10 protein-coding genes are annotated in these 12937 nt (G+C 42.6%); all 10 read left to right on the forward strand.

Annotated features, from left to right (window positions below):
• Nucleotides 1-84 precede the first annotated feature (84 nt).
• The 10 genes from G563_RS0120015 to rsgA all read left to right on the forward strand — a co-directional run bounded on the left by G563_RS0120015 (nt 85) and on the right by rsgA (nt 12919).
• A complete protein-coding gene (locus tag G563_RS0120015) occupies nt 85-4398 on the forward strand; it encodes a CusA/CzcA family heavy metal efflux RND transporter (RefSeq protein WP_028666869.1) in 4314 nt (1437 codons plus the stop codon).
• Between the two features lie 53 nt (nt 4399-4451).
• The gene (locus G563_RS0120020; protein ID WP_084650922.1) at nt 4452-5609 is read left to right on the forward strand and encodes an efflux RND transporter periplasmic adaptor subunit; all 1158 of its coding nucleotides are present in this window, start codon (nt 4452-4454) and stop codon (nt 5607-5609) included.
• Nucleotides 5610-5670: 61 nt separating this feature from the next.
• Complete coding sequence (locus G563_RS0120025; RefSeq protein WP_028666871.1) at nt 5671-6252, forward strand: peptidylprolyl isomerase; 582 nt, start codon at nt 5671-5673, stop codon at nt 6250-6252.
• Between the two features lie 185 nt (nt 6253-6437).
• Entirely contained in the window at nt 6438-7958 is a 1521-nt protein-coding gene (locus G563_RS0120030; protein WP_037327573.1) for an LTA synthase family protein, read from the forward strand.
• Nucleotides 7959-8081: 123 nt separating this feature from the next.
• Nucleotides 8082-9290: a DegT/DnrJ/EryC1/StrS family aminotransferase gene (locus G563_RS0120035; RefSeq protein ID WP_028666873.1), complete on the forward strand. Its 1209-nt coding sequence runs from the start codon at nt 8082-8084 to the stop codon at nt 9288-9290.
• Nucleotides 9291-9358: 68 nt separating this feature from the next.
• Nucleotides 9359-9517 carry a hypothetical protein gene (locus G563_RS38190; RefSeq protein ID WP_157585495.1) on the forward strand — a complete coding sequence of 53 codons (159 nt, stop codon included), beginning with the start codon at nt 9359-9361 and terminating at the stop codon, nt 9515-9517.
• A gap of 5 nt (nt 9518-9522) precedes the next feature.
• Nucleotides 9523-10017: a DUF6169 family protein gene (locus tag G563_RS35385; protein WP_051211091.1), complete on the forward strand. Its 495-nt coding sequence runs from the start codon at nt 9523-9525 to the stop codon at nt 10015-10017.
• Between the two features lie 33 nt (nt 10018-10050).
• A complete protein-coding gene (locus tag G563_RS0120050) occupies nt 10051-11130 on the forward strand; it encodes an iron-containing alcohol dehydrogenase family protein (RefSeq protein WP_028666874.1) in 1080 nt (359 codons plus the stop codon).
• Nucleotides 11131-11187: 57 nt separating this feature from the next.
• Nucleotides 11188-11838 (forward strand): hypothetical protein, encoded by a 651-nt coding sequence (locus tag G563_RS35390; RefSeq protein ID WP_051211092.1) that lies wholly within the window; start codon nt 11188-11190, stop codon nt 11836-11838.
• 157 nt (nt 11839-11995) lie between these two features.
• Nucleotides 11996-12919: a ribosome small subunit-dependent GTPase A gene (gene rsgA, locus G563_RS0120060; protein WP_037327703.1), complete on the forward strand. Its 924-nt coding sequence runs from the start codon at nt 11996-11998 to the stop codon at nt 12917-12919.
• Nucleotides 12920-12937: the final 18 nt, after the last annotated feature.

The raw sequence follows: 12937 nt of genomic DNA on the forward strand, positions 1-12937 counted from the left end.
TTGTGCCCATCTGATGCTTCTTTCAGCGGCATCTTCTTATTGATATTTCTCCTTTTTTCATTTTACTTATTACTAAAATCAATCATGATTGATTCGTTGATTCATTATAGTATCAAAAACAAACTCATTATTGGGTTGGCGATACTTACGCTCATCATTTGGGGCGGTTATTCGTTATCGCGTTTGCCGGTAGATGCCGTGCCCGACATTACCACCAATCAAGTACAAATCCTCACCCTTACACCTACTTTAGCGGCACAAGAAGTAGAGCAATTTGTGACCACCCCTATTGAGCTATCTCTGGCCAATATCCCGGATGTAACCGAAATTCGCTCCGTTTCTAAGTTAGGGCTTTCGGTAGTGACGATTGTTTTTAAGGATGATATTGACATCATACGAGGAAAACAATGGGTGGCCGAGCAACTCAAAATGGTAGAAGCCGAAATCCCTGCGGAGTTTGGCAAACCGATGATTGCTCCTCTTACTACAGGTCTCGGCGAAATCTATCAATATACGCTTGCCACCAAAGAAGGCTTTCATGACCGCTATGACCTTACTGAGCTAAGGACGATTCAGGATTGGATTGTAAAACGACAATTGGTTGGGATAGAAGGAGTTATTGAAATCAGTAGTTTTGGCGGATTTGTCAAACAATACGAGGTCAGTGTCGACCCCGAACGTCTTCGCGCTCACAATACCACACTACCAGAACTTTATGCCGCGCTTCAAAACAACAACGCCAATACAGGTGGCAGTTATATTGAGCGGGTCGGGCAGGCTCAATTTATCAGAGGCGAAGGTGTAGTGAAAAGCCTCAGCGATATTGAGCAAATTGTGGTTAAAAATAACAACGGAATTCCATTATTGGTACGCGATGTTGCTTCTGTGAGCTTTGGCCATGCCAATCGGTTTGGGGCACTCGTCAGAAATGGGGAAGGCGAGGCCGTAGGCGGGATAGTGCTCATGCTCAAAGGTGCCAACTCGGCCAATACTGTCAATGCAGTAAAAGAGCGGGTAGCGCGTATTCAAAAAACCCTACCCGAAGGCATTGAGATTGTGCCTTTTATCGAACGTACCAAACTTATCAACAAGACTATTTCTACCGTTACAGAAAATCTACTTCTGGGTGGGCTTATTGTGATTGTAGTATTGGTAATGCTCATGGGAAGTTTGAGGGCGGGTTTAGTAGCGGCTTCGGTGATTCCGCTAGCGATGCTGTTTACCATCGGAATGATGAATACCTTCGACATATCTGCCAATCTGATGTCGTTAGGAGCCATTGATTTTGGGGTGATTGTGGATGGGGCGGTGATTATTGTAGAAGCCATTGTACACCGTTTTCAGGTATGGTACGAAGAAAACAAACAAAATAATGTAGATGACCCCGCCGAACGTGACAATATGGTGTACGAAACCTCCAAACGCATTCGTACGTCAGCAGCTTTTGGCGAAATCATCATTTTGATGGTGTATTTACCTATTTTATCGCTCGTAGGCATCGAAGGCAAGATGTTTAAGCCTATGGCGCTGACGGTGGGTTTTGCCATTTTAGGTGCTTTTATTTTGTCATTGACTTACGTACCAATGATGTCGTCGTTGGTAATGGGTCGAAACCTACACAAACATTGGACTTTTTCGGAGCGAGTACTTCAATGGCTTTATCGTCGCTACGAGCCCATGATTCGTTGGGCACTCCGCTGGAAAAAAGCCACCTTGGGCATCACTGCTGCCCTTTTTGCCGTCGCCCTTTTGGTATTTTCTCAGCTCGGTGGGGAGTTTGTTCCTACGCTCGACGAAGGAGACCTTGCCATTGACTTCCGCACCGCTTCAGGTACTTCACTCACCGAAACCATCCATGCGGCCAATAAAGCCCACCAAATTTTGAAAAAACACTTTCCCGAAATCCAGCAGATTGTAGGACGGGTGGGTGCTTCTGAAATCCCCACCGACCCCATGCCCATCGAAATGGTAGATCAGATGATAAACATGAAAGATATTTCGGAATGGAAAAATGCGAAGAATCGCCAAGAAATGTCCGAAAAGATGGCAGATGTATTGGCCAAAGAGCTTCCGGGTACTAGCGTCGAAATGACTCAGCCTATTCAGATGCGTTTCAATGAGATGATTACGGGAGTGCGCTCGGATGTGGTCGTCAAATTGTTTGGCAATGATTTGGAAGTGCTATACGAACGCGCCAATGCCGCCGCCAAAATCATCGAAAAAGTGGAAGGAGTTGCGAGTGTGCGTGTGGAGCAAATCGTAGGTTTGCCGCAAATCAGTATCGCATACAACCGCGCCAAAATCGCCCAATACGGCCTTAACATTGCTGACCTTAATCGACTCATCAGAGCGGGTTTTGCGGGCGAGACCACGGGTACAGTGTATGAAGAAGAACGTCGTTTCGATCTCGTGGTACGCTTAGATTCGCTTCATCGGCAAGACATCGAAAACGTACGGCAATTGCTCGTACCCCTCCCCTCCGGCGGAACGGTGCCTTTGTCAGAAGTAGCTTTGGTGGATTTTCGTAAAGCACCGGCGCAGATTTCGCACGAGGAAACCCGCCGCCGTATCACCATTGGCATAGGTGTACTGAACCGGGATGTTGAAAGCGTAGTCAAGGATGTAAAACTTCAAATTGAGAAAAAAGTAGCTTTACCATCGGGTTATTTTTATACTTACGGTGGCGCATTCGAAAACCTACAGCGTGCCAAAGAACGCCTTAGTTTTGCGGTACCTCTGGCCTTATTTCTAATTTTTGCTTTACTGTATTTTACCTTTCATTCCCTCAAAGAGTCGTTGCTTATTTTCACGGCCGTACCAATGTCGGCTATTGGGGGCATTTTTGCCCTTTGGCTGCGCGATATGCCCTTTAGTATCTCGGCAGGCGTAGGATTTATTGCTTTGTTTGGCGTGGCGGTATTGAATGGAATTGTATTGATAAGTTATCTAAATGATTTAGAAAAGCAAGGTATTAGCGATGTATATGATCGAATCATCAAAACCGTAGAAGTACGATTTCGGCCCGTGCTTATTACTGCTACCGTAGCATCGTTGGGCTTCTTGCCGATGGCTATTTCCAACTCAGGCGGAGCCGAAGTGCAACGTCCGTTGGCCACGGTAGTGATTGGGGGTATTTTGTCGGCTACTTTGCTTACGTTGGTAGTACTGCCTGTATTATATGCCTTGTTTTCGGTAAAAAAAGACAGCTCCACCCCCAAAGTAGGACTTACGGCAGTTGTATTGTTGGTAACAATAGGAATCGCCAACGCCCAAACATCCCCAGCCCTTTCGCTCAACCAAGTGATTGAACGCGCTACTCAGCAAAACCTCTCACTCAAAACCTCCCAACTCAATGTAGAATCGCAACAAGCCCTCGTAGGCTCCGCTTGGGCTATTCCTAAACTCTCTACGGATTTACTTGCAGGGCAAGTTCAAGCACGTCCCTTTGATTATACACTCAATGCGGTTCAGAGTTTTGAACCTTTTGGGGTGTATCGAAGCCGTGAAAAAGTTTTGAATCAACAAGTAAATGTTGTAAAAAAACAGCAACAACTTCAGCGTAACGAACTTATTTTCAACATCAAACAACAATACTATCAACTTCTGTATTTGTATCGTCTCCAACATCTTTTACAGGCGCAAGATAGTCTTTATCAAAAAGCCGTAGAAGCTACGAATGTAAGATACCAAACAGGCGAAGGAAGCCAATTAGAAAAAGTCGCGTCTCTTACCAATCTACGAGAAGTCCAAAATCGGGAAGTCATTTTGAAACAAGAACTCCAAACTTCCTACCTTACTCTACAAGCGTGGGTTTACTCAAATGAACCTTTACAAATAGACACCACTTTGAGTTTGCAACGCGCTCCGTCGGCAGTGGAAGGAAATAATCTTTATGTGGCCTTGGCCGAAGCTGAAAGTCAGCTAAGCCATAACTATATCGACCTCGAACGCGCACAACTCAAGCCCGATTGGCGCGTGGGAGTAGCCAACCAATCCATCGAGGGAAGATTAGGGTTTAGTTATGTGTCGGGGGGTATTGGCATTCCCCTCTACACCAAACCTCAAAAAGCACGCATAGAAGCCGCTCGTCTCAATGAGCAAGCTGCTCAAAATCAACTCAAAGTAGTCACGTTTCAGACAGAGACACAAGTCAAAGTGCTACGCCAAGTACTCAATCAAATTCAAAACACCCTCCAATATTATGAACAATCGGCTTTGCCACAAGCTGATTTGCTGATACAAACCGCCTACAAACAATTTCGACTAGGAGACATTGAATACATTGAGTTTTTTCAGAATACCCGGCAAGCATGGCAAATCCGTGAAGGGTACTTAGCCGAACAGCTTCGTTTTACCCAAAAGCTCATTGAACTGGAAAAATGGCTCGGAATAGAGTAAATCCTCTCCTAAAAGTATGATTCAACTTAAGAAATGATTTAATAAAAAATACCATGAAAATTTCCTCACAATTCATATCCTCTCCTAAAATGATTTGGGCAAGCGCCAAAAATACGTTCTTATCTTTCTTCATTTGCATTTTGGGACTAAGCTGTACCAAACCCGATGCTACCCAAACTGAAGAACCCTCTGCCAATAGTTCAGAACTTCGTCTTACGCCTGAGCAAGAAAAAAGTTTTGGGATTACATTAGGAAATTCTCAAATCCGTACGGTATATGATGCTATCGTACTCAATGGAGTAGTCGAAGTTCCCCCTCAGCAAACCGCCTCCGTGAGTTTCCCGTTGACGGGAACTGTCCGTAGCATTCATGTATTAGCAGGAAGTCAAGTCTCAAAAGGTAGTAACCTTGCTACCATTGAGAGCCTCGAACTTATTCAATTGCAGGAAGATTACTGGAAAACAGTAGGACAACTTATATTTGCCGAACAAGAACGCCAACGCCAAACCACCCTAAATCAAGAAGATGTAGGTACCAAACGAAAACTCCAACAAGCCGAATCAGAAGTACGGGTATTGGAAGCAAGCAAACAAGGTTTAGAAGCCAAGCTACAGCTTATTGGCCTTGACCCAAATAGCCTCAAAACCAACCAAATCGTCCGCAGTATTGCCTTACGTTCTCCGATAAATGGTACCGTAAAACTAACCAAAGTTAGCATAGGAGCATCGGTCGGGGCAGGAGAAGCACTTTTTGAAATAGCCAATCAAGTCAATGCTCGCCTTGTATTGAAAGTATTCGAAAAAGACTTTCCCCAAATCAAGATAGGTCAAAAAATAGTGTTTCAGGGTGGTTCAGGAACGATTACTTCCATCAGCAATTACTTTGACCCTACAAGCCGTACCGTAGATGTGTATGCTACTCTCCAAGGGGTGCGTGTTATCTCTGGTCAATACCTCAATGCCAAACTGGAATCTTCGCCCCGCCAAGCAGAGACAGTACCCGATATGGCCTTGGTACGTACTGGCGAAACGGCCCACGTTTTTATCAAGACACCACAGGGCATTTACCAGCCTATAGAAGTAAAAGCGGGAGTTTCGCAAGAAGGATTTGTAGAAGTCATTTTTTCGTCAAAACCTAACGCCCCTATCGTGCTTAGTGGTGCCCAAACCCTTCAAGCAGAGCTTACCAAAGATGCAGGTGAAGAAGAATAAGGTATTTTGATTTAAATATGTTTTTATTATTTTTGACAACCTTACATTGTCAAAAATAACTATGTATAAAACTCTTTTATTGCTCGCCCTTGCTGCTGTACTTGTTAGCTCAAACTACAAAGAAAAAACCTATGCGGTAGGTCAAATCAAAACCAACATGGGCGAGATTCTCTTTTGGCTCTACGACGAAACCCCCAATCACAAAGCTAGCTTCATCAAGCTAGCTAAGCAAAACTATTGGGATACGCTGACCTTCAATCGCGTTATCAACAATTTTGTGGCACAAGGAGGATGCCCCGATACTCCTGCCGGATTTTCGGATTCGCCTTATTTGCTAAAACCCGAATTCCGTAAAAACATCCGCCACATATACGGAGCCGTAGGCGCAGGGCGCGACAACAACCCCGAAATGCTCTCGGCAGGATGTCAGTTTTATATTGTTCAAAACAAAAATGGCTTGGCGAGACTGGATGATAAATTTACCGTATTTGGGCAAGTATTTAAAGGCATGGACGTAGTAGATGCCATAGTGGCTGTCAAAACCGACTCAACAGATACACCTTTTTCTCCTATTAAACTCGACGTTAATGTATTGTATCTAAACGCCAAGCAACTCAAAGTAAAAGGTTATACTCTTCCCTAATCCCTTGTTTTTACTCGCCTAAAATTCCACAAAGCTCTCAGACAGGTTGTTTGTTTTGATTAATTTCTATGTTATCTTTCTTAAAAAAGTACAGACTTTTATTTAGTCTGATTCCCATAGGTTTATTTATAATTGCCATTTACCCCAATCTTATTAATCTCCCTACTGGTGACGACATTTACACTATGGAGATTTTTAATCAGCTCCAAACAGCTCCTACTTGGTGGAATAAGGTTCAACTTTTGTTTTCCCAACACAACGAACACCGTATTTTGGTAACTCGGCTGGTAGCGTTGCTTCAATACAATATCAGTGGTTACATTGATTTACGGTGGTGGATTATCGTCGGCAACCTCTCTCTTTTATTGATTGCTTGGCTATTTTATAAAAATATCTCCCCAGATTCTTGGCTCTTTCTTCCCATTGCCTTCATCATCATTTGCCCCGCTTCTAATACACTAGCTGCGATGCAAAATGCCAATTTATTTTCTGTGGCTTTTGGGCTAGCTTCGCTACATTTCGCCCTCAAAAACACCAAGCCAGCCTTTGATTTCTATGCCTTCTTGTTTGCTTTCCTAGCCATTTTTTCTAATGGTGGAGGCTTTGTCAGCTTTGGGCTGATGGGTTGCATCTTCTTTTTTCAGCGTCGCTATCAATTACTCGCCATTTGGGCCATTTATGGGCTTATCATTTTTACGGGTTATTTCTGGAATTATGAGAAAATATACCGACATCCTACCACTGAAAAACTCTTTGAACAAATCCCCAAAGCAGCACGCTTTTTAATAGCCTTTGCGGGAAGTATTGCTTTTTCACCACGATTGGCTAAAATTACTGGGATTGTTTTCTTAGGGTTATTTGGGTACATCATTTATCGGCGCTATTACCTACGCAATCCCTTCATTTTCCTATGTTTTACCTATGGCATTGCTATGACATTTCTGACTAGCTTGACGCGCTACGAGCATGGATTTAATACGGCTCTGTCCGAACGTTATTCGATTTATTCAATGCTTATGTCGGCTTGCGCTATTGTGATTGTCTATGATTTTTTAAAAGATTCACCCCGCAGTCAAAACTATGCGCTCATTGGTTTTTGTATCTTAAGTATTTTACTCAATCTCAAATATGTGACACTCAAACTACGCGACCCAGAAGGGACAAAACTCAAGCTATTGACCAAAATGGAAAACTATCATCTCAACGATTCGGGATATACCTGCGTTGAAGTTAGTATTTTGCATCGCTTGGCTCAAAATCGTTTTTATGACTACCCTATTACAGAGCCCATCCATCCCAAGAGTTATTATGATAGTCTCAATCGCCCATTATTACCCCATATAAAACTACGGGTAGATAGAGCCTATGTAACAAACAAAAACATTAACCTGCGTTGTACATTTCTATCTCCTGTTGATGCAGCAGCTCAACTCAAGAAAATTGGCCTTAAATATTTATTTATTCATAACGATGACAGCCCATTGGATTGCAGTCACAACGAATTTACTAATCCCAACAACGACCAGACCATGATACTAGACATGGAACTGGAAAATGACCGTCATCACTTAGACTTTCCTCAATTTGAGATTATACTTCCTAAAAAACACTTTTGGAAGGGAAAATACGCCTTGTATTTTGTTTTTCTGACAGATGCGCCCGTCAATTACCACCCTGTTAAAACTAATGTTGCCTTCCGTTTATAGAGCAAAAAGTTATTTGGCTACGCATTAAAATCACTAACTTTGTGGTTCTAAAGAACTTGTCGTTGGTGGCAAGTTCTAATACGTATACATACTGTCAACTATAAACTGTCAATACAATAAAACATGCCAGGAACTGAACTATATGGCGCCGATGAGCGCAAAGAAATCAACGATGTACTGGAAACAGGAATTTTCTTTCGTTATAACCACGAAGCACAACGTAATAATATCTGGAAAGCCCGCGAAATGGAAGCGGAAGTATGTAAAGTGGTAGGAGCTAAATATGCCCACGCTGTTTCGAGTGGTTCGACGGCTATTCAGACGGCTCTTGTTGCCGCTGGAATTGGCACTGGTGACGAAGTCATCGTTCCTCCATTTACCTATATCGCTTCTGTAGAGGCCGTTTTGATGATTGGTGCCTTGCCAGTTTTTGCCGAAATCGACGAAACACTTTGCCTCTCTGCGGAAGGAATTCGTAAAGCCATTACTCCTAAAACCAAAGGAGTTTGTCTAGTGCACATGTGCGGCCAAATGGCTGATATGGATGCCATTATGGAGGTTGTCAACGAGCATAACCTCATCTTGGTTGAAGACGCAGGACAGGCCATGGGCGCTAGCTACAAAGGAACTTTCACTGGTCTTTGGGGCAAAACAGGTGCCTATTCATACGACTTTTTTAAGATTGCAACCGCTGGTGAAGGAGGAGTATTTGTAACAAACGACGAGCAAGCCTACAAATTTGCCGATAGCTATGCCGATCACGGCCACGACCATATCGGAAGCAACCGTGGCATGGAACAACACCCAATCATCGGGTTCAACTATCGTATTTCGGAACTTCATGCCGCTGTAGGTTTGGCCCAAACGCGCCGCGTACCGTACTTAGTAGAGAAAAACAACGAGCATAAAAAGTGGTTGATGAACCGTCTAGCCAACGTGCCTGGGGTTTCGTTTGCTCGCCTTCCTGATGCCGACGGAGACTCTGCTACGTTTTTGAATTTGTTACTCCCCGATACCGAAAGCGCACAGGCAGTTGTAGCCGAACTGAACGCCACAGGGGTGGGTGGGTTCAACTACTGGTTTACGAATATGTACCATTTCATTAATCAATGGGATCACCTCAAAGAAACGCGTACGGCGAGTAAATTAGCGGTTCAAGTATTGGGTGCTCCGCAAGATTATGCCAACCTTGATTTGCCAAAGTCGCAGGAAGTAATCGGTCGTCTCATTTCGTTTGGTGTACGTGTCACTTGGACTCAAACCGAACTTGAAACCCTCGCAAACAACCTAGAAAAGGCTATTCGTAAGGCGATGGCGGCTTATACGTGCTAATAGGCTTGGTTCTGATGATAGGTGAACTGCTTTAAAATTTTTGTTCAACATTTAAAACAAGTAAGCACATGAAAACAACCGAACAAAAACTTACGGAACAACCCAAAAGTTTGGGGCGTTGGCTAATGGAAAGCAAGCGTCAAACCCAGAAAGAAATGCAAGAGGCGTATAAAAAAAACCCAAGAATTCGAGAAATTTTTGAAAGACTAGAGAAAAAAACTCAATAATAGCGATGGAAGCATACTTATTTGAGTTTTTTCCTGATGAACATTTTTATCTTTTTAAAACAAGATATGAAGTTCGCTATGCAATACGTTTCAAACCCAGCTTTTACGTTCTTGACGCTGCTCCTGTCATTGCCGATAATGTCTATGAACTAGTCATTGCCCGAATCGAAAAACCTGAGGGACCAATTCCGCCTGACGAGCAGATTTTATACACTATTGCTGCCATCGCCGAGGATTTTTTCAAGAAGGAACAAAACATTGCCATTTATGTATGCGACGATAGCGGCGGAAAAGGCAAAGCTCGTAAGCGCAAATTTGATGGGTGGTTTGTTTATCTCAATTTTGAAGGCCGAGGTTTTATGAAAATTGACCAAGGTTTTCGCGAGGCTGACGGCTTTAGCTATTCGGCGTCGCTAATTTTCAAGTCTGAAAATCCGCTAAAAATTCAAATTATTACCGCATTGGATGATTTAGCAGCCAAATACAATCAACCTAAGTAACGCTTTAAATTTTTCTTTTAGACGTACAGATTCATGCATAAGAATTTCAAAGGAATCGAAAAAACCGTCTTCGGGCGGGGAAGTTTTGGACAATTGGGCGAAATCATTGCCCCACACCGTAGCGAAAACAATGGCTACATGGTGTTTATTGTTGACAATTATTTTAAAGGCAAAGAACTGGAAAGTCGATTACCTGTTCAAGCGGAAGATACAGTTTATTTTATTGATGTTGACCCGCACGAGCCAACAACGGAGCAAATCGACACCCTACGCGATGAGATTTTGGCCACCAAAGGCTTACCTTCAGGAATTATTGGTATCGGGGGTGGCGCTATCATGGACATTGCTAAATGCGTGTCGTTGATGGTCACCAACGAAGGCTCTTCTACTTTGTACCAAGGTCTAAACCTTATCAAAAAACCTGGCATTTACCACGTGGGCGTTCCAACTATCTCTGGAACAGGCGCCGAAGTTTCAATGACAGCCGTATTGACTGGCCCTGAGAAAAAATTAGGCTTAAAATGTGAATGGACGGTTTTCAACCAAGTAGTACTCGACCCTGAGTTGATTGCGACCGTTCCGCGCGACTGGTGGTTTTATGTCGGAATGGATACCTACATCCACTGCATCGAGTCAGAAAATGGACAGTTTAACAATGCTTATTCTCATGCCTACGCTGAGCAATCCATGAAGCTCTGTCGGGAGATTTATTTAGGCGAAAACAGTGGACAAACTGCTGAAAACGATGATAAATTGATGGTGGCGTCGTTGATGGGTGGTTTGAGCTTAACATACTCAGAAGTAGGGATTTGTCACGCCATTAGCTACGGACTTTCTAAGATTTTGGGAATGCGCCACTGCTACTCCAACTGTATCGCGTTCAATCATTTGGAAGACTACTACCCCGAAGGAGTAGCCGAATTTAAACAAATGGTTGCCCAACACAATATCACACTTCCCCAAGGATTATCTAAACACTGGACGGATGAGCAAATCACGGCTATGGCGCATGTGTCGTACAAACTCGACCATATGTGGAATCATGCGGTAGGATATGACTGGAAAGAGAAAGTAACGATTGCAGATATCGAAGCGATTTTTAGACGATTGTAATTTACTAGCCTTAATAAGGTTTTTGAACCTTATTAAGGTTAAGTTTACCACAATAACATGGGGAAATATCTTGATAGTTTTGAACCCAATCGATGTTATCATGTGTTCAATCATGCAGTACATAACAATAATTTATTTGTAACGGATACGAATTACCATTATTTTCTACAACAACTCGCCAAGCACACAGAAGCAGTTTATCAGTTTTATGCCTATTGTTTAATGCCAAATCATTTTCATCTTCTAATTAGAATCAAGGATAAAAATACAATCATTGAACATTATCATCAACGAAAGCTCAACAAACACCCTGACTACAAACCGCTAGTAATCAACCATAATGAATTCGATTTTCACGATTTTGTTATGCAGCAATTTCAGAATTTTTGTAATGGTTATGCCCAGGCCTTCAATCGGATGTTTGATCGAAAAAGAGCTTTGTTTTTAGATTTTATCAAGAGAAAACAAGTAAAAAACGAAAACTACTTTACAAAACTCATTCATTACATTCACTACAATCCAGTACATCATGGATTTTGTAAAGATTTGAATGATTGGCATTATACATCTTATCATTCTTTTCTTGACGATCGCGTCACAAAACTAGAACGGGGATATGTTTTAGAATGGTTTGGTGGAGCGAAAGAATATAGCCAATTCCACAAATTTACTCCTGACCCTAGGCTAATAAATTTAATGGAACTTTAAACAATCCCACTCTATTCAAAATTAAAAGGTAAAAAAACCTCATAATAAATTTATCAATTTGAAAAAATCAGGTAAAATAAAAGCACCTCCCGTCAAATTTCAGACCAAAAGCGCGGCCGCTATTGCCAAACGAACCGAAGAAATAAACGCTAATTCGTTGAAAGGATTAGTCATTCGTTCAACAGGCTCGTGGTATGACGTCCGTGATGAGGAAACAAATGTTTGGCGCTGTCGGCTACGGGGAAAATTTAAGTTTCAGGACTTAAAAGTAACAAACCCGGTCGCTGTGGGTGATCGTGTTTTTTGGGAAATTGAAGATGAGTCTTTACAAACAGGCATCATCAACGACATTGAGCCTCGTACCAATTACATTGCTCGTCAGTCGGTCCAAAAGTCAGCTCATTCACACTTACTTGCTGCCAATGTTGACCAAGCCATTATTGTAGCTACTCTTACGTTTCCACGTACATCGTTAGGGTTTATTGACCGCCTGTTGGTAGTAGCCGAATCATTTCGAATTCCGAGTGCGGTGATTTTTAACAAGCAAGACTTGTTTGATGATGAAACCAAAGCCTATCAAAATCAATTAATTGAGCTTTATCAAGGACTTGGCTATACTTGTTTTACTACGTCGAGCGTAACAGGCGAAGGAGTGGAAAGGTTTGAAGAACTTCTATCTGGAAAGATTTCTGTTTTATCAGGGCATTCGGGTGTTGGCAAATCGACCCTTGTCAATGCTATTGCTCCGCATCTCAATCTACGCACCAATGAAGTCTCTACCTTTGCCAACAAGGGGGTTCATACCACCACCTTTGCGGAGATGTTTGAGCTGAGTGCCGACACATTTATCATAGACTCGCCCGGTATTAAAGAACTAGGTCTATCAAATATTGATAAAGCAGAGATAAGTCACTATTTTCCTGAAATGAGGGATTTGTTAAATGAGTGTAAGTTTCATAATTGCCTTCATATCGACGAGCCTAAATGCGCCGTAAAAGCGGCTGTAGAAGCTGGCGAAATCGCTATAAGTCGATTTGAAAGCTACTTGAGTATGGTAGGTGGCGAAGACAACCGTCGTTGACATACTCACAACAAAGTA

It is taken from the genome of Runella zeae DSM 19591, assembly GCF_000423565.1.
Taxonomy (GTDB): Bacteria; Bacteroidota; Bacteroidia; order Cytophagales; family Spirosomataceae; genus Runella; species Runella zeae.